At 40.6% G+C, this 22,370-nt stretch carries 25 protein-coding genes; 10 read left to right on the top strand and 15 right to left on the bottom strand.

Translation table 11 applies throughout. The annotated features are described in order from the left end of the window. Positions 1 to 10: 10 nt before the first annotated feature. On the bottom strand, positions 11 to 1,552 hold the full coding sequence (locus A9500_RS09060) for a YjjI family glycine radical enzyme (protein ID WP_065244681.1): 1,542 nt from the start codon (positions 1,550 to 1,552) through the stop codon (positions 11 to 13). A gap of 190 nt (positions 1,553 to 1,742) precedes the next feature. Here A9500_RS09060 and A9500_RS09055 point away from each other — a divergent pair, with 190 nt between their 5' ends. After that, entirely contained in the window at positions 1,743 to 2,408 is a 666-nt protein-coding gene (locus A9500_RS09055; RefSeq protein ID WP_065244680.1) for a YitT family protein, read from the top strand. Here A9500_RS09055 and A9500_RS09050 read toward each other — a convergent pair. The 5 genes from A9500_RS09050 to A9500_RS09030 form a co-directional block, all read right to left on the bottom strand. Then, positions 2,358 to 3,389, bottom strand: a complete 1,032-nt coding sequence (locus tag A9500_RS09050; RefSeq protein WP_065244679.1) for a glycosyltransferase family 9 protein — start codon at positions 3,387 to 3,389, stop codon at positions 2,358 to 2,360. The genes A9500_RS09055 and A9500_RS09050 overlap by 51 nt on opposite strands. After that, on the bottom strand, positions 3,386 to 4,372 hold the full coding sequence (locus A9500_RS09045; protein ID WP_257005713.1) for an O-antigen ligase: 987 nt from the start codon (positions 4,370 to 4,372) through the stop codon (positions 3,386 to 3,388). Before A9500_RS09045 ends, A9500_RS09050 begins: the two co-directional genes overlap by 4 nt. Positions 4,373 to 4,711: 339 nt before the next feature. Beyond that, the gene (gene fbaA / locus A9500_RS09040) at positions 4,712 to 5,791 is read right to left on the bottom strand and encodes a class II fructose-bisphosphate aldolase (RefSeq protein WP_065244677.1); all 1,080 of its coding nucleotides are present in this window, start codon (positions 5,789 to 5,791) and stop codon (positions 4,712 to 4,714) included. A 92-nt stretch (positions 5,792 to 5,883) separates the two neighbouring features. Beyond that, complete coding sequence (pgk, locus tag A9500_RS09035) at positions 5,884 to 7,044, bottom strand: phosphoglycerate kinase (RefSeq protein WP_005696971.1); 1,161 nt, start codon at positions 7,042 to 7,044, stop codon at positions 5,884 to 5,886. A gap of 98 nt (positions 7,045 to 7,142) precedes the next feature. Continuing rightward, positions 7,143 to 7,856, bottom strand: a complete 714-nt coding sequence (locus A9500_RS09030) for a ribonuclease (protein ID WP_065244676.1) — start codon at positions 7,854 to 7,856, stop codon at positions 7,143 to 7,145. Positions 7,857 to 7,931: 75 nt separating this feature from the next. Here A9500_RS09030 and A9500_RS09025 point away from each other — a divergent pair, with 75 nt between their 5' ends. From A9500_RS09025 to rpoH, 7 genes are all read left to right on the top strand, one after another. Beyond that, positions 7,932 to 8,192: a YfhL family 4Fe-4S dicluster ferredoxin gene (locus A9500_RS09025; protein WP_014064693.1), complete on the top strand. Its 261-nt coding sequence runs from the start codon at positions 7,932 to 7,934 to the stop codon at positions 8,190 to 8,192. 35 nt (positions 8,193 to 8,227) lie between these two features. Continuing rightward, positions 8,228 to 8,380 (top strand): DUF1232 domain-containing protein, encoded by a 153-nt coding sequence (locus tag A9500_RS09020; protein ID WP_005696968.1) that lies wholly within the window; start codon positions 8,228 to 8,230, stop codon positions 8,378 to 8,380. Positions 8,381 to 8,522: 142 nt separating this feature from the next. Next, the gene (locus A9500_RS09015; protein ID WP_065244675.1) at positions 8,523 to 9,737 is read left to right on the top strand and encodes an MFS transporter; all 1,215 of its coding nucleotides are present in this window, start codon (positions 8,523 to 8,525) and stop codon (positions 9,735 to 9,737) included. 134 nt (positions 9,738 to 9,871) lie between these two features. Then, complete coding sequence (gene narQ / locus A9500_RS09010; RefSeq protein WP_065244674.1) at positions 9,872 to 11,575, top strand: nitrate/nitrite two-component system sensor histidine kinase NarQ; 1,704 nt, start codon at positions 9,872 to 9,874, stop codon at positions 11,573 to 11,575. 9 nt (positions 11,576 to 11,584) lie between these two features. Continuing rightward, entirely contained in the window at positions 11,585 to 12,610 is a 1,026-nt protein-coding gene (gene murB / locus A9500_RS09005; RefSeq protein ID WP_065244673.1) for a UDP-N-acetylmuramate dehydrogenase, read from the top strand. A gap of 19 nt (positions 12,611 to 12,629) precedes the next feature. Then, a complete protein-coding gene (locus tag A9500_RS09000; RefSeq protein WP_065244672.1) occupies positions 12,630 to 12,941 on the top strand; it encodes a DUF2322 family protein in 312 nt (103 codons plus the stop codon). Between the two features lie 148 nt (positions 12,942 to 13,089). Next, positions 13,090 to 13,932 carry an RNA polymerase sigma factor RpoH gene (gene rpoH, locus A9500_RS08995; RefSeq protein ID WP_065244671.1) on the top strand — a complete coding sequence of 281 codons (843 nt, stop codon included), beginning with the start codon at positions 13,090 to 13,092 and terminating at the stop codon, positions 13,930 to 13,932. A 48-nt stretch (positions 13,933 to 13,980) separates the two neighbouring features. Here rpoH and plsY read toward each other — a convergent pair whose 3' ends face one another. Continuing rightward, on the bottom strand, positions 13,981 to 14,580 hold the full coding sequence (gene plsY / locus A9500_RS08990; protein WP_014064698.1) for a glycerol-3-phosphate 1-O-acyltransferase PlsY: 600 nt from the start codon (positions 14,578 to 14,580) through the stop codon (positions 13,981 to 13,983). Positions 14,581 to 14,677: 97 nt separating this feature from the next. Here plsY and folB point away from each other — a divergent pair, with 97 nt between their 5' ends. Then, complete coding sequence (folB, locus tag A9500_RS08985; protein ID WP_065244670.1) at positions 14,678 to 15,034, top strand: dihydroneopterin aldolase; 357 nt, start codon at positions 14,678 to 14,680, stop codon at positions 15,032 to 15,034. A gap of 54 nt (positions 15,035 to 15,088) precedes the next feature. Here folB and A9500_RS08980 read toward each other — a convergent pair whose 3' ends face one another. Continuing rightward, positions 15,089 to 15,700, bottom strand: coding sequence for a cation diffusion facilitator family transporter (locus A9500_RS08980; RefSeq protein WP_065244669.1), 612 nt, complete (start codon positions 15,698 to 15,700; stop codon positions 15,089 to 15,091). A gap of 84 nt (positions 15,701 to 15,784) precedes the next feature. Between A9500_RS08980 and A9500_RS08975 the strand changes: the two genes are divergently transcribed. Continuing rightward, positions 15,785 to 16,168, top strand: a complete 384-nt coding sequence (locus A9500_RS08975) for a MerR family transcriptional regulator (RefSeq protein ID WP_054419001.1) — start codon at positions 15,785 to 15,787, stop codon at positions 16,166 to 16,168. 51 nt (positions 16,169 to 16,219) lie between these two features. Here A9500_RS08975 and A9500_RS08970 read toward each other — a convergent pair whose 3' ends face one another. The 7 genes from A9500_RS08970 to A9500_RS08940 all read right to left on the bottom strand — a co-directional run bounded on the left by A9500_RS08970 (position 16,220) and on the right by A9500_RS08940 (position 22,369). Then, a complete protein-coding gene (locus A9500_RS08970; RefSeq protein WP_065244668.1) occupies positions 16,220 to 17,317 on the bottom strand; it encodes an NnrS family protein in 1,098 nt (365 codons plus the stop codon). Further along, a complete protein-coding gene (locus A9500_RS08965; protein ID WP_179854570.1) occupies positions 17,310 to 18,002 on the bottom strand; it encodes an ATP-binding cassette domain-containing protein in 693 nt (230 codons plus the stop codon). The genes A9500_RS08970 and A9500_RS08965 overlap by 8 nt, the downstream gene beginning before the upstream one ends. Continuing rightward, entirely contained in the window at positions 18,002 to 18,799 is a 798-nt protein-coding gene (locus A9500_RS08960) for an ABC transporter permease (protein ID WP_065244667.1), read from the bottom strand. The genes A9500_RS08965 and A9500_RS08960 overlap by 1 nt, the downstream gene beginning before the upstream one ends. A 21-nt stretch (positions 18,800 to 18,820) precedes the next feature. Then, positions 18,821 to 19,798 (bottom strand): ABC transporter substrate-binding protein, encoded by a 978-nt coding sequence (locus A9500_RS08955; RefSeq protein WP_065244666.1) that lies wholly within the window; start codon positions 19,796 to 19,798, stop codon positions 18,821 to 18,823. A gap of 155 nt (positions 19,799 to 19,953) precedes the next feature. Further along, the gene (locus A9500_RS08950) at positions 19,954 to 20,313 is read right to left on the bottom strand and encodes an MmcQ/YjbR family DNA-binding protein (protein WP_065244665.1); all 360 of its coding nucleotides are present in this window, start codon (positions 20,311 to 20,313) and stop codon (positions 19,954 to 19,956) included. 135 nt (positions 20,314 to 20,448) lie between these two features. Next, positions 20,449 to 20,934: a hypothetical protein gene (locus A9500_RS08945; RefSeq protein ID WP_065244664.1), complete on the bottom strand. Its 486-nt coding sequence runs from the start codon at positions 20,932 to 20,934 to the stop codon at positions 20,449 to 20,451. Positions 20,935 to 20,959: 25 nt separating this feature from the next. After that, positions 20,960 to 22,369, bottom strand: coding sequence for a multicopper oxidase domain-containing protein (locus A9500_RS08940; RefSeq protein WP_065244663.1), 1,410 nt, complete (start codon positions 22,367 to 22,369; stop codon positions 20,960 to 20,962). Between the last annotated feature and the right edge of the window lies 1 nt (position 22,370).

The raw sequence follows: 22,370 nt of genomic DNA, 5'->3' as shown, positions 1-22,370 counted from the left end.
GCACTTTTTTCTAGCTTGCACTTACATCTTGTTCATCGCGTAATTGACGGTCAAACACTTGTGCACAATCATCAGTACCCGAACCATACCAAGTGGTATCACGCAATGCCACTTCACCTTTACGGTATTTTTCCACTTCGCTTTTCTTCACCAAATAACCCGTTACACGAATCAAATCGGTGTTTTTAAGGTAAGTGGTGATATAGCGGTAACCTTGCGCGAATGAACCATCGATAATATCAACGACGGCATCTAAATGATCCACATAGGTTTGGTCAAAAGCAAACAAATCTCCCGTACCGGATGGGAAGTACTTATGGAATGGTGCCGATTGTTTTAAATGAGCTAATAATGTTGGTTCTTCCCCCACGCGAATACGATGCGCTGGCGCATTACGTTTATCTTCTTCATGATTGCTTGCGCCTACTTGCGCATGTAATAAATAACGGTTGCCCGTGCGTTCAGCATACACGCCTTCATGGTTATCCGTGACTTCTTTCAATTTATCCATAATTAAGGTCGCAATTTCATCACCGCGTTGGCTTTTACCAAAGGTTTCATTTAAGCCTTCTTGTTGCAATAAATGATTTGCCGCATCTGCGAGACCAACAATGGCAAACATCCCCGTAAAATTAGTGCGTTTGATAAAACTTTCTTTTTCGAGGAATGAGGTATTGAAGAAGTTGCTTTCTTCCACTACAAATTTATGGCGTTTATCCATAGTGGAGAGTGCACATTTTGCTACGCGAGGTAAGAGATCATTGACCATTTCATCCACGGTTTTACAAGCACGAGCAATAGTCCCTAAGCGCAAGCGAGTGAGAGTATAAGCCCCACCACATTCAGGGAGTGCGTTATAGCAGCTTGCAATACCATATTGTTCGCCTAAGTCAGAAATGTAGTAAGCATCATTGGCAAAAGACGGTTTAGAAACTAATAAGCACGCTTTTGCTGCTAATTCTGCAAATTCACGACTTGTTTTACTCTTGTCGTAACGAATGGTCATATTGGGTGTTGGCGCTTCCAACTCAATCACCGCTTTTAAAATCAAACGCCCTGCTTTGGTGTCATAAGGCCCAATATTGGCATGACAGAATGAATCTGGCACGGTTTTATCTACATGATTTAAGAAACGTTTAATTTTGATGTAGTCTTGTTCTTCATCGGTAATAAACGGGTCAAGTAGCATGTCTAAGCGCCCAATGTAAACCGGGAATGTGGTAATTGATGGCACGTGAGAATATAAAATCAATAAGCCATCTAATGCTTCATCAAGATCTTTTGGCGCTGGCAATTCAAGGAATTCACAGCCTTTTTTAATATACACATTGTAATCCGGCAAAATATAGCGAGGACGATAAATTGCATAGCCTTCGTTTAAATCACAGATCATTTGATTTTGAAGGAATTGCCATTCTTCATCCGTGTAGCCTAATAATTCGCGAGGATCAAATAATCGCTCGGCAATATTACCTAAACACATGAGTTTTTGTTGATAGGTGAGCGTGTTGGATTTTACGGTATCCAAAATATCTTGAAGAGATGCAAGCATAATAATGTCCTGATTAAAAAGGGTAGCTTATTTTAAGTCAGTGAATGAGTGATGACAATTTTGACAATGTGATCTGCATCACATTTATGATATTTATCAGTCAATTCGGTTATATCATATGACGTTAAAATGTTTAGGTTTTATCGGGTTTCCCATTATGATGTCGGCGTTAAATATAAACAGGAATAATATGAAAAAAGCACGGGTGATTCCTCACACCAGTTGGGCTGCCAAATCGCTATGGTCAGTCGAAGGTAAAACGATGTCGATGCTCTTATTTGCATTGGCAATACTGGGCATTGGAGATGGCTTAATTGTGCTTGCTAATTTGGGCTCTTCACCTTGGACCGTGCTTTCTCAAGGTGTAGCATTACAAGCTAAGGTGAGTATCGGTTGGTCATCATTTTGGATTAGCTGTTTGGTAATGTTAGCCTGGATTCCCCTCAAGTTAAGGCTTGGGCTTGGCACCATTCTGAATATTATTGTGATTGCCTTTTTCCTTGGCTTAACCACGAAAATTGTGCCAGAACCAACCGCACTTTTTAGCCGAATTTTATTCGGTAGCATTGGGCTTTTGCTTTATGGATTAGGGACAGCATTGTATTTAACCTGTCATCAGGGGGCAGGCCCGCGGGATGGTTTAATGGTGGGGCTTTGTCAACGACTTCATTTAAAAGTGGGGATTGTGAGAACAAGCCTTGAAGTGTCGGTTTGTGTGTTAGGTTATATTCTCGGCGGCACAGTCGGAATTGGTACCGTTGTTTTTGCCGCCGCAATAGGTTGGATAGTGCAGTTATGCTTAAATTCAATTGCCCGCTTGCCACATCTTTCGAACGAAGGGGATAATCTCCACTAAGGCATCATCAATAGAAATTAAGCCTAAATTCATTTCGTCTTTCCCTTTTGGCGGGCAGAAAGCAAGATGTTTATCTGCATCGTTAATTGGTTTCCAACGACGAGGCTGAGATGAGCGACTGTTTGGATAGAATCCAATCGTTGGCACATTGAATGCACTGCTTAAATGCAATGGTCCAGTAGAGCCTGCAATGAATAAATCCGCACAAGCTAGAGAATGTGCAAAATCAACCAATCCTTTATTCTTATCGTAAACAACCACATTTGGGCTGTCGATTTTTGCCGCTAATTCATGGGCTTTTTCACTTTCACCAGGTCCTGCTGTTAAGATAATCTGGCAATCAAATTCGCTTAACAAACCTTGTATCAATTGAGCATATTGTGTCAACGAAAGACTTGTTGCTGAACCACCTGTTCCGCTATGCACAAACACCCATTTTTTATCTGCCGATAAGCCTAATTGTTCTTGTAGAAAAACACGTTGATTTTTAACCGCACTTTCAGGAAGTGAAAGATAAGGTGGTTTTGGTTCCACAATCGGCATGTTGTGTTTTTTTAAGAACGCTCGAGCCAGATCTTGATTGTACTCTGCTTCAGATTTTTCTGAGCGTGAACGACGTTGTGTTAAACGATGGTTATAAAGGATTTGCACCCATTTTGTTGCGGGTGCAAGACGATAAGGAATCCCACTTTTCCACGCTAATTTACCGTTATGGGTATTGGAGAAGAAGCTAATCATGCCGTCAAATTGCTGCTCTTTGATTTCTTTAACAAGACGATTGAAATCCGCTTTGTCGTTCTTGGCACTATCAATGATGATATCATCTAAATAGGGGCAAATTTGAGCCAATGGGGCAGTATAAGCTGGCACAAGTGCGGTTAGTTTTAGCTCAGAATTTGAGGCTTTCAACATCGCAAAAGCCGGAAATGCCTGAACAAAATCGCCCAGTTTATCGTTACGAATGACTAAAATTTTCATTATTCTGCCTTTTGCCGTGTTCGTATTGCGGTATAAAACACAATCGTTAAGAAAAAGTAAAAAATAGTGCCTGAATTATGTACCAAGAAACCTTGGCTTAAGCCATAAATCATCACAGATAAAATATGGGCAACGCCTAACGTTGCAATCAGCTTGAGATCATCATTCGTGGTGTTCAGCTTTTCCATAAAGGCTCTAAGAGGTATAAATAAAACAGCAAGCAAAGCGAGTAATCCAACAATTCCTCGTTTTGAGAGGTCATCTAAATATTGGTTATGGGCATGCGTAAATTGTCCAATGTCACCCGTGACAATTTTTTCTTTCGTATCTAACTTACGTTTTTCTGTCGCACCTTGAATGCCCCAACCAAATAAAGGTTTTTCTTTCGCCATTTCAAGTGCGCTTTTCCACATTTCAAAACGAGCGCCTAGAGAGGTGTTACCATTATTTTTGTCTAGATAAAGTTGGATATCTTTTTGAGCAACGTTAATGCGTTCCATAATACGGTTATTTGGCATTTGACTAATACCAATACTCGAAACCACAATAATCCCAAAGAAAGTGAGGAAAAAACGTTTTGAAAGGGAATGGCGATAAATCCAAAGGATAACAATAAGTAAGATCGGTAGTGCAACCCATCCTCCACGAGCGGTAGAAAGCAAACTTCCTACGATGCCACATAAGCCACCAATCACACTAAGAAAGGTCAGTTTTACCTCTCTTTTCTGATAAGCATATAGGGTAATAATCAGGCTCAAAATGCCTAATGACATAGAAATGTCACCGCCTTGAATATGCATAATTCGAGGGTTTTGATGTGGATTAAGATTCAAGATAAATTTATCATAAAGCGCAATGCAGACAGAAACAATACCACCAAGGGGGATAGAGTAACTCAATACACAGGTTTTGACGGGATATTTTAATAATAAAAGTAAAACAGGAATTAAGAAAACAACACGACTTGCCGTATCTAGATCACGCATTTTTCCCCCGTTAATGCAGAGGGACAGTACAAATGTAAGAAAATAAAAAAGGTAGCTATAAATTAACCATTTATCAACTTTCGATAAGTTTAAAAGTGGTTTCTTGATTAAAGCATAAACGCCATAACCTAAACCGATTAACATCAATAGAGCAGGTGCAGCATTATATCCTCCTTTGACAATAAATATCGAAAGAAAGAAAAGCGTTACCGTAAAGTTTATTAGGGTGGCTAACCAATTTTGTTTTGTTATTTGCATAGATTATGGTCGGTATTTAGGTTATATAAAATAAAAAACCGCACGAGAAAGTGCGGTCTTATTTTAGTCTATTTTTATGGATTATAAAACATCAACGCAGTTTAAGTCTTCGAAAGATTGCTCTAAACGTTTAGACATGGATTCTTCCATTTTACGTAACCAAACACGTGGGTCGTAGTATTTTTTGTTTGGAGCATCAGGGCCCTCAGGGTTACCTAATTGACCTTGAAGATAAGCTTCATTTGCTTTATAGAAGTTCAAGATACCATTCCATGCAGCCCATTGAGTATCCGTATCGATATTCATTTTGATTGCACCATAGCTAATTGCTTCGCGGATTTCTTCGCGGCTAGAACCTGAACCACCGTGGAAGACGAAATTGATTGGTTTAGCAGGAAGATTGCGTTCTTTTGCAACGAACTCTTGTGATGCACCTAAAATAGATGGTTTTAATTTTACGTTACCTGGTTTGTAAACACCGTGTACGTTACCGAATGCTGCTGCAACGGTAAAGTTAGGGCTTACAGGGTTTAATTGGTCGTAAACATAAAGCACATCAGATGGTTGAGTATATAAACGAGATTCATCTACGCCGGAGTTGTCCACGCCATCTTCTTCACCACCAGTGATACCGATTTCGATTTCAAGGGTCATACCCATTTTGTCCATACGGGCAAGGTATTCACGGCAGATTGCCATGTTTTCTTCCATTGGCTCTTCAGATAAGTCAAGCATGTGAGAAGAGAATAATGGACGGCCAGTTTCTGCGAAGTGTTTTTCACCCGCTTCAAGTAAGCCATCGATCCATGGAAGTAATTTTTTCGCGGCGTGGTCGGTATGAAGAATAACTGGCACACCGTATTCTTTGGCTAAAGTATGAACGTGTTTCGCACCTGCGATCGCACCTAAAACGTCTGGACGAGCACCGCTTGTTGGTTTGATACCTTTACCTGCGTAGAAAGCTGCACCACCGTTTGAGAATTGGATAATTACTGGCGCTTTCACACGTGCAGCGGTTTCCAATACAGCATTTACGGAGTCAGAACCTACGCAGTTTACTGCAGGAATCGCGAAGTTGTTTGCTTTGGCATAAGCAAAGATTTTTTGAACATCTTCACCTGTTACTACGCCAGGTTTTACGATATCTAATAATTTAGCCATAGTTGTGTTTCCTTTTGTTTTGGAGGATTTATTCCTCCGTTTGAAGAATCAATATTTATCCCCTCTGTGCAGAGGGGATAGAAACCATTTAATTAACCGTTCGCACGTTTTTCAAGAATTTCTACTGCAGGTAATACTTTACCTTCAACGAATTCTAAGAATGCACCGCCACCGGTAGAGATGTAAGAGATTTTATCTGCAATACCGAATAAATCGATAGCTGCTAAAGTATCACCACCCCCTGCGATAGAGAATGCATCGCTGTTTGCAATCGCGTGAGAAATGATTTCAGTCCCTTTACGGAAGTTAGGGAATTCAAATACGCCAACTGGACCATTCCATAAAACGGTTTTTGCATTTTTGATGATTTCAGCTAATTGTTCAGCAGATTTGTCACCAATATCGAAGATAGATTCGTCATCTTTTACTTCAGTCACTGATTTTTCTGTTGCAGGTGCAGTTTCAGAGAATTCAGTACCAACACGTACATCAACTGGAACTGGGATATCCGTGCTTGCTGCTAATTCTTTTGCTACAGGGATTAAGTCTGCTTCATATAACGATTTACCCACATTGTGGCCCGCTGCTGCAATGAACGTATTTGCAATACCACCGCCTACGATAATTTGGTCAGCAATTTTTGAAAGAGAGTTTAATACTTCTAATTTAGTGGAAACTTTAGAACCGCCTACAATCGCGACCATCGGACGAGCAGGCTCTTTTAATGCTTTGCCTAACGCATCTAATTCTGCTGCAAGTAATGGACCTGCACAGGCAACTGGTGCAAACTCTGCTACGCCGTAAGTTGATGCTTGCGCACGGTGAGCCGTACCGAATGCATCCATCACGAATACATCGCAAAGTGCGGCATATTTTTTACCTAATTCAGGATCGTTTTTCTTCTCACCTTTGTTTACACGTACGTTTTCTAAAACAACGATTTCGCCTTCTTTAACATCCACACCGTTTAAGTAGTCTTGCACTAAACGCACATTGAAACCTGCGTCTTTTAAGTAATCAACAACTGGTTGTAAAGAATCTTCAGGTTTGAATTCACCTTCAGTTGGACGACCTAAGTGAGAGGTAACCATCACTTTTGCGCCTTTCTCTAAAGCTAGTTTTAACGTCGGGATAGTCGCACGAATACGTGCATCAGATGTCACTTTGCCATCTTTTACCGGTACGTTTAAGTCCGCGCGAATAAATACACGTTTACCTTTTAAATCTAAGTCGGTCATTTTGATTACTGACATAAGCTTTCCTCTTGGGTTAGTTAAAATTAAACGGGAACATTATACCTAGTTCTTACTAGGTTGTAACGATGTAGATCAAATAAAAAAGTGAATTATGCTTATTTAGGGCAATCGATTACTTGCCATTGGCGATCGTAGCAAATAAATAATTCGTTATGGCTCGCCCCTAAATAAGCGCCTTTTAATTGCGGGTTATGTTGCTTCATCCATTGAAATAATTCTTTACGGCTTAATTGTTCGTTTGGCAAGGAAAGCGATTCAAATAATGCTTTCTCTTGTTTGAAATAAGCTTCTGCTGAATCAAACGCACAGCTACCGTGTTTTTCCCATTCGCCTTGCAATAATTTTGCGCCTGGCGAGATTGAAAGGTAAGGCTCGAGGGTTTCAATTGGAAGTGGCGCTAAATCACCTTTACAAAAACGTGGGTGATCCGTAACAGAACGTGCATTCGCATTTTGCGGCCATAATCCATGCACTACCCAGCCAAATTGATTTTTTGTACTACATTGATATTGCGCTGAATCGGGTAAATTATTGCCATATTGCGCTCGTTGTTTTTCACAGAATGCTGGCGACCAAGATAAGGCCAACATATAGTAATCAACAGGCGCATTTTTGTTTTGTCCAATGGCATCATCGCGCATGATGACATCATAATTCCCCAAATCTTGGGTATTTTTGACCGCACTTTGGCTTTGTTGTTGTGTGGTTGTTGGGGCTGGTTTTGTATCTTTTTTGTGTTCAGTAAAATATTGCCAAATGCTAAATGCAGCAAGGGCAATAAGGGAAAGAGTGGAAACCTGTTTTTTCATAAAAATCCTGTTTAAATTTTGTCAATTTTGCTTTTGTCGGCTATAATTCGCCGCTTTCTCATATAAAGGAATGGTATGGCGTTACTGATCACAAACAAATGCACAAACTGCGATATGTGTCTCCCCGAATGCCCGAATGAAGCAATTTCAATCGGCGAGGAGATCTATGTGATCGATCCTGTGCTTTGTACGGAATGTGTTGGTCATTATGACACGCCAACCTGCCAAAAAGTTTGCCCGATTACCAACTGCATAAAGCCAGATCCTGAGCACCAAGAAAGCGAAGAGCAGCTTTGGGAACGTTTTGTGATGATTCACCATTCGGATAAGTTGTAGAATTTACCTGATCTTTTTCTTTTCGTCCAATGACTATGAATAAAACGAAGTTAATTAAAATCGCCATCATTCTGATTTATCTGTTCAGTCCCATTGATATTTTGCCTGAAGCGGTGCTTGGCCCATTAGGTTTAGTGGATGATGCGGCAGCCATTGCCTTATTAATTCGAATTTTATTGAAAAAATAAAAACTTGAATAAAATCAACCGCACTTTGCTTTTCTTATTCTTGCAAAATTCCGTCAATTTCTCTAAACTACGCGTCGGAAAATTTCTTTCCTCATCATTTCACTTTAAACGCTACCTGTGAGTAGCAAAAGGGACCTCAATCATGACAAACGTCAATCAATATGGCTGGAAAGCCTTGATTGGATCAGCTGTCGGCTATGCGATGGATGGATTCGATCTTCTTATTCTTGGATTTATGCTTAGTGCCATTTCGGCAGATCTTAATTTAACTCCTGCACAATCAGGCTCATTAGTTACCTGGACACTTATTGGTGCTGTGGTGGGCGGTATTTTATTTGGTGCATTAAGTGATCGTTATGGGCGTGTACGCGTGCTGACTTGGACAATCGTCCTCTTCGCTGTATTCACCGGTTTATGTGCAATCGCACAAGGCTATTGGGATTTATTAATTTATCGCACCATCGCGGGTATCGGTTTGGGCGGTGAATTTGGTATCGGTATGGCATTAGCCATTGAAGCGTGGCCAGCAAAACACCGTGCAAAAGCCGCGTCTTATGTGGCGTTAGGTTGGCAAGTTGGTGTGTTAGCGGCTGCGTTACTCACCCCTGTATTGCTTCCACATATCGGCTGGCGTGGCATGTTCGTTGTTGGTATCTTCCCAGCATTTGTGGCCTGGTATTTACGTACCCGTTTACACGAACCTGAAATTTTCTCACAAAAACAGACCGAACTTTCAACCCAAAAAATATCGAAACTGGAATCTTTCAAACTCTTAGTAAAAGATAAAGCAACTACAAAAGTAAGCCTTGGTATAGTGGTTTTAACGTCTGTACAAAACTTCGGTTACTACGGCATTATGATTTGGATGCCAAACTTCTTATCTAAACAACTTGGCTTTAGTTTAACGAAATCAGGTTTATGGACGGCTGTTACCGTATGCGGCATGATGGCAGGGATTTGGATTTTTGGTCGCTTAGCCGATAGAATCGGACGTAAACCAAGTTTCTTATTATTCCAACTTGGTGCTGTGATCAGCATCATCACTTACTCTCAATTAACTGACCCAACCGCTATGTTGGTGGCTGGTGCCTTCTTGGGGATGTTCGTCAACGGCATGATGGGCGGTTACGGTGCATTAATGGCAGAAGCCTATCCAACAGAAGCACGTGCAACGGCACAAAATGTGTTGTTTAACTTAGGTCGTGCTGTTGGTGGGTTTGGACCAGTTGTTGTCGGAGCGATTGTCTCTGCGTACTCATTCAGTATTGCAATTGCTTTCTTGGCGGTGATTTATGTTATCGACATGGTGGCGACGGTCTTCTTAGTGCCAGAATTAAAAGGCAAAGAATTGAGCTAAGTGCGGTCAAAAAAATTTAAGTTTTTGAAAACATCGGTGTCAAAGCCGATGTTTTTTATTTGTGAAAAATCAGCCAATTTCAACCGCACTTTGTGCTAAACTATGGTCACTTTTTCCAATTTTGAAGAATTATCGTGTACGCTAAACGTTCAGTTTCTACCCGTATTGCTAAATATTTATTTGTAGTCATTATCTTCATGGGCATTATTAGCTCATTGAGTTTGATCGTGATGGCGAGTAATAAGTCGGATGCGGAAGCCATTAATATCTCCGGTTCTTTGCGTATGCAAAGTTATCGGCTATTAACGGAAATGGAACGTTCGCTGAATACGGTGGAACAAAATTTAGTGCGTTATCAACGCAGTCTCAATGCCGATGCTTTGCTGACAGTGCAAAATCAGCTTTTTGCACCTTCAGGGGTGAGAGAGTCTTATCAAGAAATCCTAAAACGCTGGGCGGTGATGTCCGATTTTGCGCGTAGCCATCAAATTGAAAAATATCACGCCGAACTAAAAAGTTATGTACAAGATGTCGATGATTTCGTGTTGGAATTACAACGCTTTGCTGAACTAAAATGGATTATTGCGGTTTCGGTATTGTGTGTTTCCATGCTATTGATTCTTGCGATGGTATCGTATGTGATTTGGTATATGAAGCGCGAAGTGGTGAAACCTCTAGAACTCATGACCAAAGCCAGTATGCAAGTGCAAATGGGGCAGTTTAAACATATCCAACTTGATACAGAAAGCAATAATGAACTGGGTATTTTAGCGAAAGTGTTTACGCAAATGTCTTCTGAGTTAGGGCGACTTTATTCGCGTTTAGAAGATGCGGTAAATGAGCAAACGCAAAAGTTGCGCCAAACTAACCGCTCTTTAACGACGCTTTATCAAAGCTCGCAGTTGCTTACGCCCACGAAGATTAATGATAAAATTCTCAGTCAAGTGCTCAATCATATTCGTGTCAGCGAACATTTACGCTACATTGAGTTAGAAATTTTCGGATCAGAACATTGGGAAATTTCTTTTGGTCAAAAAGATCCTAAACAATCACTTCAAGTCGAAGAACTTTCCATTGAAAATGAAAACTTAGCAGTGCTCTCATGGCAAGCCGGTTTACCTTGTCCCGATCCGCGAATGATGAAAAACCTAGGACAAATGGTGGCAAAAGCGTTGTATTCACACAAAACGCAACGCCAACAAGAGCAACTCTTATTGATGGAAGAGCGGTCAATTATTGCCAGGGAATTACATGACTCGTTGGCACAAGTACTATCTTTCTTACAAATTCAATTAACGTTGTTAAAGCATAATTTGAAGAAAGAAGATGAAGAATCAAAAGAAAAAAGTATTGCCATCATTGGTGAATTTGAACAAGCCTTATCAGATGGTTATTCTCAATTACGAGAATTATTGGCGACCTTCCGTTTAACGGTGCAAGAAGCGAATTTACAGGTTGCATTGGAACAAGTTATTGAAAGTTTGCGTTCACAAACGAAGATGCAAATGACCGTAGAATGTAGTTTGCCATCGCAAAGTTTAAATCCACAAGAATTAGTGCACGTTCTGCAAATTGTACGTGAGGCAACGTTAAATGCGATTAAGCACTCCAAAGGTACACGTATTGAGGTAAAAGCCCATATTAATGCTGAGGGCGAATACGAAATCCTCGTACAAGATAATGGCGTGGGGATTCCTACGCTAGACGAGCCAGACGGACATTATGGTTTAAATATTATGACTGAGCGCAGTCGACAATTAAATGCTCAGTTCAGTATTTCAAAAGGGGAGCAAGGTGGTACTATTGTGAAAATCACGCTTCCTCACACGTTGTTTTAAGGAAAGTTCATGCAAAGTTTACAGCCGTTTCACACCTTCAATATTCCGGCAAATGCACGTGAAATTATTGAAGCCACATCGATTGAACAAATCCAACAAGCTTGGCAAAAAGCACAAGCTGAAAATCTCCCTGTCTTATTTTTAGGACAAGGCAGCAATATGCTGTTTTTAGACGATTTCCAAGGTGTTGTAATTGTTAATCGTTTATCGGGTATTCAACATACAGAAGATAGTGATTACCATTATTTGCATGTTAATGGTGGCGAAAATTGGCATCAGTTAGTGGAATGGTCGCTCTCTCAAGGGATTGACGGCTTAGAAAATCTCGCACTCATTCCAGGTTGTGCCGGCTCAGCGCCGATTCAAAATATTGGCGCGTATGGCGTAGAATTTAAAGATGTGTGCGATTACGTGGATGTATTGAATCTCAACACGGGCGAACAATTCCGTTTGCAGGCGAACGAATGTGAATTTGGTTATCGTGAAAGTATTTTTAAGCATCGCTATGCACAAGGTTATGTCATTACAGCGGTTGGATTGAAATTAGCCAAAAATTGGCAACTGATTTTAAAATATGGCTCATTAGTGAATTTTGATCCTCAAACTGTAACGGCAAAACAAGTGTTTGATGAAGTGTGCCATATTCGCCGCAGTAAATTGCCCGATCCTAAAGAGTGTGGTAATGCGGGCAGTTTCTTCAAAAATCCTGTGGTGAGTGCAGAGCAATTTGCGAAAATTCAAAAACAGGTCGAAAATCTACCGCACTTTCCACAACCGGATGGTTCAGTGAAACTGGCAGCGGGTTGGTTAATTGATCAATGCCATTTAAAAGGTTTTCAAATTGGTGGTGCAGCCGTTCATCAACAGCAGGCTTTAGTGCTGATTAATAAAGGCAATGCCACAGGTCAGGATGTGGTTAAGCTAGCACATCATATCCGTCAAACCGTGGCAGATAAATTTGGTGTGTATTTACAGCCAGAAGTACGTTTTATGGGCGCAAATGGCGAAGTGAATTCAGAGCAAGCCATTAGTTAATTTATAGAGGAAAGCAATCATGAACTTTAAAGACATTTTGGAGACTTTACCAAGCATTGAGCATCTAACAGGTTTGGACGTATTAAACGGTGAAACCGTGATTCATCATATTCCTGCTGCACCAGGCAAGCTTGGCTCGCTTCGTCTTTATAATGCGTTGGCTGAAAAATTTAACGGAAAATTAGACCTCACTTCCGCACAGCAAGGCATTGAATGGTTTGCAGAACATGTAGAAGATGCCAAACAAAATCCAGGCAAGCACCCAAATATCGACTTATTGTTCAAAGTCGTTGAGGAAGAATTGAATTATTCACTCATTCCATTAAAATAGTTTGATAAATTTATCGTAATAAATTTGAACTTTTAATCGCTAAAAACTGTCAAATAGAACAAATTAAAGCTACAATAATTTTAAATATTGTGCTATAACTAGACGGCTAATAAGTTGGAGCTTAGCTCCGCATGCTGTGAGGAGAAGAATGAATAAAGAAACTCAAATGATGTTAGTACCTCAAGGTAGCATCGAAGGTTATATTCGAGCAGCAAACGAATATCCGATGCTGACTGCAGAGGAAGAAAAAAGCTTAGCAGAACGTTTGTATTATGAAGGTGATATTGAAGCAGCGAAAAAGTTAGTTTTATCACACTTACGTTTTGTTATTCATGTTGCGCGTGGTTATTCAGGTTATGGATTACCGCAAGCAGATTTAATTCAAGAAGGTAATATCGGATTAATGAAAGCGGTAAAACGTTTTAATCCGGAAGTGGGTGTTCGCCTTGTATCTTTTGCGGTGCATTGGATCAAAGCTGAAATCCATGAATATGTCCTTCGCAACTGGCGTATTGTGAAAGTCGCGACCACGAAAGCACAACGTAAATTGTTCTTTAACCTACGTAAAACTAAACAACGTTTAGGTTGGTTCAATGAAAACGAAGTGGATATGGTGGCGAATGAGCTTGGTGTGTCAAAAGAAGATGTCATCGAAATGGAATCCCGTATGACAGGGGCCGATGTAGGCTTTGATTTGCCAACAGACGATGATGACGAAGCTTATTCACCTTCTTTATATTTAGAAGATAAAAGCTCAAACTTTGCGGCAGAACTTGAAAGCGAAAACTTTGAAGAACAAGCAACAGAAAAGTTAGGAACAGCTTTAGCAAATCTTGACGAACGTAGCCAAGATATTATCAAAGCGCGTTGGTTAGATGATGATAAAGCCACCCTTCATGATCTTGCAGCAAAATATAATGTGTCTGCAGAACGTATTCGTCAGCTTGAAGCAAACGCACTGAAAAAACTTAAAAGTGCGGTTGATTTCTAAGTCATTTTGATAAAAAGAAAACCTGTCGATTATCGACAGGTTTTTTATTTATTTCTTTTTGGATTTTCCCCACATTTTATCTTCTTGGCCTCGCCATAAACGCTGAATATTGTCGTGGTGGCGATAAATCAGCAAACAGCAAACTAAGGCAACGGGGAAGGTAAATTCCGGTTTAAGCCACCAAACATAAAATGGCACGAGAAGTGCCGTAATGACAGCACTTAATGAAGAATAACGACTAATTAAGAAGACTAACAACCATGTACCTAGCGTTGAGCCGGCTACGCCCCAAGAGATGGGTGCAATGGCACCGAATGCAGTCGCTACACCTTTCCCGCCTTTAAACTGAAAGAAAATAGGGAAGATATGTCCTAAACACGCACCCAAGGCAACCATACCTAATTCAAATTGCGTGAGCCCTAAATAATACCCAGCCCAAACAGGTAACATCCCTTTTAAAATATCGCAAATTAATACCGCAAGCGCCGCCCAACGTCCACCAATACGTAATACATTGGTCGCACCAGGATTATGAGATCCGTTTTTTCGTGGGTCAGGCAAGCCTGCAACTTTACAAATCAAAATTGCACTGGAAATCGAACCCAGTAAATAAGCAAAAATCATATAAAAAAGGGCAAATAGGCTCATTTCATGCTCCACAATCTTGATTGTATTTGAAAAACTTGTTCGTTATTTTAACCAAACTTGATAGCATAAGCCCACTATATTTTTACAGGAATGAGAGATGGATCGTATTTTTATTGAAGAATTAGTGGTCTTCGCACAAATCGGTGTGTATGACTGGGAGCAACAAATTAAACAAAAGCTCGTTTTTGATTTGGAAATGGCATGGGATTGTCAAAAAGCCGCAGAAACAGATGATGTGCAATACTGCCTCAATTATGCGGAAGTGAGTCAATTTATTTTAGATTATGCCCAAGCTAAGCCATTTTTATTGATTGAGCGTGTGGCTTATGAAGTAGCAGAGCAATTACAACAACGTTTTGGGATTTCATGGTTACGTCTTAAATTAAGCAAACCTAAAGCGGTTGCTCAAGCAAGTAATGTGGGCATTATTGTAGAGCGAGGCGAGTTGAAATAATCGCTGAAAATTGACCGCACTTTGGAAATATCAAACCAAAGTGCGGTTAATTTTTTAAGTGTTTTTTAATGCCAAGCGAAATGCTCCAATTCCGCTTTTTAGCACAAGAATACTCAATATCATACTTGCCAATGGGTCAACCCATAACCATCCCAGAAAATAGGTACTGAGACCTGAAAGTATAGCAATAATGGAACCAAATAAATCGGTGAGTACATGTAGATACGCTGCTTTAATATTGAGATTATCATGATCGCTGTTCAACATTATCTTTGCAACGAAAAGATTCACCAATAATCCTAGCGATGCCACGCCAAGCATTGGTAATGCCATCATCTCGATGGGATTTTGCCAGCGTTGAATGGCTTCAACTAAAATCATCAATGCCACAACAATCAATGAGCCGCTATTAAGTAGGGCAATGTATCTTTGTTTTTGAGTAGATAGAAACAACGCTAGCAAGGCTAAAAATAACGATAAACTATCATTTGCCATGTGTCCCGCATCAGCCATGAGTGCCAAGCTGTTAAACCAATAGCCACCAATAAATTCGACAATCATAAAGCCAGTAATGATGGCAAAACTGAGCGCTAAGATTTTTTTATCCTGTGGAATATGCTCATGAGATGAATGATCATGATGTTCATGGGAATGATGTTCGGACATAATGCTCCTCATTGTGTCTTTAATTAACTTGAGATAAAGTATAAAGTCCGTAGTAACTACAAGGTCAAGGCTTGATTTAAAAAAATGAAGATTCACGAACTCAGCAAACAAAGCGGTATTCATTTAGAAACCATTCGTTATTATGAAAAAATGGGTTTAATGCCGGAGCCTAAACGTCTTGCAAATGGTTATCGAGATTATGATGAAGCCAGTTTGAAACAATTAAAGTTTATTAAAACATGCCGAGCGTTAGATTTTAGCTTGGCCGAAATTAAATATTTTAATGCGTTGAAAACGCAGCAATCTCAACATTGTGAAGTGGATAGTATGTTGGCAAAACATTTGGTTTCAGTCGAAGAAAAAATTGCCGAACTGACTGAAATTAAACATTTCCTACAAAGTTTAATTACCGAAGATGATCATCAAGCCGCAGATTGTAAAGCCATGGCACAATTAAAAGCCTATTAAGAGCGGTCTAAAAAATATCAAAAATCCGCACATTGATGTGCGGATTGGTCATTATTCCGGATCATCCGTAAACGCGTTGTTTCGGAATATCGGCACAAAGGTTGCGAGATACAGCACAAATACAATGGCAATTAAAATAGCCGGAATCGTGATAAAAAACAGCTCATCCACATACATCAAACAGGCTCGGGAAAGTGCCGCTGTGAAAAGACAAAGCACGGCAAGGCGACAGAGTTTTGGGTAATCCAGTTTCGTAAAGCCACTATGCCATAATCCCGCAGTGAGCCAAATCATCATCATACTGCCGAGAATCCCGCCAAGTGTCACCATGTGTAACGGATCGGCGGTAGGATCATCAATTAATTTATTTATGCCAATCCACAAATAGCCAATCGCGGCGAACAATTGAAGGAAATAATAAGTGCGTATGTAATGTTTACGTAGCAGTTCGTGATGATGTAATTCGCGTAACTTGGCAAGCAAGATAAAGCCAACGGCAAAGGCTGTAAAAGCGGCTGTTTGCGCAGGCAACCAAAGCTCTGCTGCGGTATGAAGTAATAAAAATGTAATTGCGATATTTTTATACACGACATTCGGGATAAATACGGGATCTTTCAATGTACTTTCTTTCAGTGCCTCTGCACCTAATAGAATGCTGACTCGAATTGATACAAACATCACTGCCGCCATATTCAAATGCACCTGTGCCCGCAATAATTTCAGACTATCAGTCATGGCGTAAGCTGTCTGACAAACCGTAAATGCAGCAAGTAACATCAGTAAAGTAAAATTGTCGGTATTGCGATCCAACCAAAACAGCCAAGCACAAAAGAGTAACAACGCGAGCCAATAAGCAGCCACTAAAAACGAGGCGGTTTGTGGGGAAAATGGCAATAACATCAATCCTGCAAGCAAGAGCACTGCTAATATTGTCGCAATAGGTTTTAAATTACCTTTGTAATTTGTCCATTCGAGCATGGAGGCTGTCAGAAAGCCGCCGTATGCGGCTGGCAGCATAAATTCTAAGAAAATTTTGCGGTGTAGGATGAGATCATCGGGGCTGATGAAAAAGCTCAATGCACCAACAATCGCAAGAATGGCTGCACCAACAAAGAAGGGTCGCATCGGATGGGTAAAGAAATTATTCATAGTAATGGATTCCTTGAAATTCGCGTGCGACTACGGTTTCTTCAAAGGCTGAATTACGTTCGGATAATGGCGTTGGCAAGGTAATCACATTTTGCACATCCATCCCTTTTGGAGAAAGCTGCATAATCTCTCGGCTTAATCGAGCAGCTTCAAAACGATCGTGCGTCACTAAAATGCAAGCCATGCCTTGCTGCTCAATTTTTTCCACTAACATGGCGGCTAAAATATCCCGTAAATCGCGATCTAAACCGACAAAAGGTTCATCCAATAAGGCTAAATCACAGCCACATAGCAATAGACGCAAAAATGCCACGCGTTTTGCCATACCGCCCGATAATTCGGTCGGGTATTTATTCAAATCACCCGAAGAAAGCCCGATCTTTTCTGCCAGCGCAATGATTTCATTTTCATTAGGATTATCCATAAAAATGGCGATATTCTGCATGGCAGTGAGATTTTCTAATAGACGATTTTCTTGAAACAGAAACCCTGTTTTACGGAATGTATTATGGATTTCGCCCGATTTTGGTGTTTCTAAACCTGAAATCAAACGCAGTACAGTCGTTTTGCCACAGCCGCTTGGGCCAAATAAGGTTTTCACTTCGCCTGGTTGTAAATCCATACTGAAATCGCGCACGATGGGATCGCGGAGAATTTCAAAACGCACATTTTTTAAACTCAGCATTATCTTCTCCACGGCATAAACAGGATTTCCAATGGCTTGGTAATCAAATATTCAAAGAGGGAAACAAACACAATCACCAACAACACATAAGCCATGACCGTTGATGTATCTAACATGGCTCTGGCATCGGCAATCTGTGCTCCCACCCCCTCATTGGCACCCAAAAGCTCTGCCATAATCACCACTTTCACGCCCATCGCAACCGCGACGCCAATGCTGGAAATCACATAGCCTGTGAGATGGGGAACATATAAATAGCGGATTTTTTTCCACAATCCGAGCTTGTACGCATCAAACAATTCTTCATGTTGTTTATTTACACTTGCCATGCCCATAGCCGCACTGGCAAAGGTCAGCGGGGCAACTAATACGATAATGGTAAATAGCACACTTGGATTGCCAAAGCCAAACCAAAATAAGGCCATCACGACCCAAATGATTGGCGGCATGGCTAACAAAATCGTAATGACGGGTTTAAGCAATGCCATAGCGGTTTTAAAGCTGCCCGCAATCAGCCCTGCCGCTAAGCCTGCGACTAATGCAATGGCAATACCCACCACAGAACGCCATAGTGAAATACCGATTTCGTTTTGTTGGAAATGCTCGAGCAGCTCAAGGGCTTTTTGAAAAACATCCGCGGGAGCAGGCAGCATAAATTCACCAAATACTGAGCTGCCCCAAGCCCACAAGGCAACCACCATCATCGCCACACTCAAGCCGGTAAAACCGCTCCAGAGGTAGTCGATGATGTAAAACAGGACAGGTTGTGGTTTACGGATTTTGTCAGTTTTAATCATGTTATGTGATTCGGTTTCAAATTAAGCCAAGAAGAATTTATCATCTGGTAATTTACCACCTAAGAGTTTTGGATTGAACTCCATTAAGGTTTCATAGAATTGCATGATTTCATTTTTCAGTTCACTGGCTTTGGTTACCGTTAAGCGCGCACCGTCTAAGCCCATTTCAATAGCGGCTTCTGGTGCTGGCAGATAATTAGCACCAATTTCAGCCGCACTTTTACGGTTAGCCATAACCCAGTTTAACGCATCACTTAAATCTTGGTGAAGTAGATCAAACTCCGCCTTGTGTGCGTGGAAGTATTCTTCATTGGCAATAATGCCCGCCATTGGAATAAGTGGTTTGGTATTAAATGCTTGACCCCATTCTTTCACTAAATCAAAGCCGCGTACAATCTCCGTACCAACAATTTTAGCTTTCAGCACAACGGCACTCGCCATCGGTTCTGGCAAGATGGCCGCATGGAAATCTTTAAGCAAGAACAAACCAATTGCTTCAGTTGGCGTTGCCGCATAGGTGATATCCACTTTATTAATATCAATATTCAGTTTTTTCAATAAGGCCTGCAATACGATGTCAGGCATATCGTTTTTAAATGGCACAAGGATTTTTTTACCCACCAATTCTTGCGGTGAAGTAATGGCACTACCTTTGCACATCAATTGCGTAATCCCATTGGTGAGAATATTCACCATGCCAACTTGTTGCCCTTGATTACGTAAATTCACGCCCACATTACTCGGGCTCATCATCACCTTAAATTGCCAACTTGCCACGCCTGCACGCAACTGATCAGGCGAACGCCAAATCTCTAATGCGACATCCGCTTGTTTGGCTAATTTACCTTGTGCCGCAGCCACCGCAATGGTCACACTTGGCATCGCGGGTGCACCATAAATGGTAAATTGCTCTTTTGTTGCTGCAAAGAGAGAAGGCGACATGCCTGCAGCGGTAAGTGCAGCGCTCATTCTTAAAAAATCACGTCTATTCATTGTCATGGTTATCTCCTTATAATGAAACAAGTCTAACACTATAATGAAACAAGTCTAACACTTGTATTTTGATAATGGTTTTCATTTATTATCTTACTAGCTGTGACTAAAGTAAAGAAAGACAAAAGTGCGGTCAGATTTTTAGGTGTTTTTAAATTCTCCTACTTTGTTAAGTCGTAGCTCCAATCCAATAATTTGAAGATTTCTTCGGTTTCTACGCCATGATCTAACACAATCGTTAGCCAGTGAGTTTTGTTCATGTGGTAGGCGGGTAAGAAATTAGGTGATTGTCGCAAAATACTCACCATATCGGGTGGACATTTGAGATTGATAAAATCAGTCTCTCCTTCTTCTTTTAAGCCAAGTTTCATTTTGCTGATTTTGCCAATAAGTGCATACCATTTCCCTTTGGTATTACCATGGCGCAAGATGGCATATTCTGGATCTTTTTCCCAAAGATATTCCGGCTGCGTCGCATATTGATTAGCTGCATAATCAAAGATTTGTTGTGCTTGGCGCATGGTTTGCTCCTTGAATGATGAATGGGTTAATTATCAGCCGTAAAACAGAGAAAAGAAAGACCGTCTGAAAATTGAATCTCAGACGGTCTTTTGCTTTAGTCTTAAAAGAGCACACATATAAGTGCGGTCGTTTAATTACTCAGTCACGTAGAAAACTTGTTTTTCAAATTCATGTTTACCAATTTTTACAGTCAGCACATATTTGCCGATTGGATCTCGGCGGTCGAATGCCCAGCAGTTCATCATATACTTACCATTATCAATAGTTGGTCTGGTATAAGTGATGGTATGGAGTTTTTTATTAGGTGATGAAACGACTTTGGCATTTTCAATTATGCTTGTAAATTCGATTTTAGCTTGAGCCTTAAAAGTTTCGCTTACTGTCGCTTTTTTACCAAAATTACCTGTTGCTACCCAACATACATTCTCTGTTTTTTTTGAGCGAGAGGTTTCTTTTTTTAGTAAATCTGGAGATGGGTCTTGTGTTTTATCAAAAACAGAAAGATAAATCGATGGCTCATTTGCCTTTTCTTTAGATGTATCCTTTGCTTCTGGAGCTGTAGCCAATGCACCAGCTGAAAACATAGTAGTGATTAAAGATAAAGTGAAGATTTTTTTCATGTTAGATTCCTTTTATATGATTATTTTATTGAACAAGCATTATACCAAGGCAGCCCATATCTGCCAGCATTAAATTGGATGAACCAAATAAGAATGGATGAGTATTTGACGAAGGTTGTTCAAATTTTACTAAAATTTGTACTTTCTTTTTCACCCAAACCGTGTCTTTCCAAGCAAGTTCCGACGCATCGACGTTAACATCATCTTGGCTTTCAATAACAAATTTAGCGCCTTGAATGGTGAAGCCGACAGGTAGCGAGCTGTTGATGACCCAACGTTCGACAGTACCTACTTTAGCCGAAACATCAACACGACGCGGGTCAAAGCGTTGTTTGTTGATTAAGCCGTTAGTTACATCCAATTCAAAGGTACGTTCTTGGGCGATTTTACTTTCTAGCATAGCCGTGGCATCAGTATTAAATTGCTCATTCATTTTTTTGCTGAATGCAGAGATGTCACCTTGTGGTCGAAGTTCTAAAACGGTGTTATCTGCAAAATCATTACCTGAACTGAACACATTTTTGATTTTGTCGAAGAAGCCACGTTTGGCCCCAGAGATAAGCGATACGCCTTCTCCTTCGCTTAAGTTGACTAACACTTCGGCACGTTCACCCGGTGCAAGAATGAGAGAATTAATCGCTTTACCTTGAGGTAAAAAACCTAAATCCCTCGCAATGAGCAACATGTCTTGTTCGTTATCTAAACGGAAATCATAGGCTCTTGCTAATGAGGCGTTGAGTAAACGTAAACGTACCCAACCGCGAGGAACATCAAGATAAGGTGCTTCTTGTCCATTAACGAGAAGACGATTACCGACAAAGTGCGGTTGATTTTGCTTAAATAATTGTAATCCGTCACCGTTAAATTCCATGTCTTGTAAGATTAATGGAATATCGTCCACGCCATATTTATGAGGAAGTTGTGATTTTAGGCTTTGATCATCTTCAATTAACCACATTCCCACAATGCCGCGATAGGTTTGATACGCCGAGTTCGCAAGGGTGGCAGAACGGTACCAACAAGTCGCGGCAGGTTGGTCTATTGGGATAATGGGTGCCCAAGATTCTCCTTTTTTGAGGACTTTTGCCGCGCCACCAAATAATTCGCCACTGGCTTGTAATCCCTGAATAGAGAGAGCAATGCTTTGTGGCAAATTGTTGTGATAATTGAGTTTTGCAAAAGAACCCGATTTGATGCGAATAGTGGATCCAAGATAATTGCCGTTAAAACCCCACACACTGACACTATGGGAGCCATCTAATTTGTAGCCGGTTTCTTCCATATTAAGAATAATGGGACGACCACGTTTCGCTTCCATTAACGGAGGAATAGTTAATTTTTCACGGGATGCTGCTAATACCGATTGAGGTGTAGCAGCAAGTGCGGTTGAAATTGCGGTAGTTTTTAATAATTGGCGACGAGAAAGACGCAACATA

Origin of the sequence: Haemophilus sp. CCUG 60358 (genome assembly GCF_001679485.1) — a bacterium.
Classification (GTDB): domain Bacteria; phylum Pseudomonadota; class Gammaproteobacteria; order Enterobacterales; family Pasteurellaceae; genus Haemophilus_D.
The sequence above is the reverse complement of the archived record's forward strand: the minus strand, read 5'-3'. Positions and strand labels throughout refer to the sequence as shown.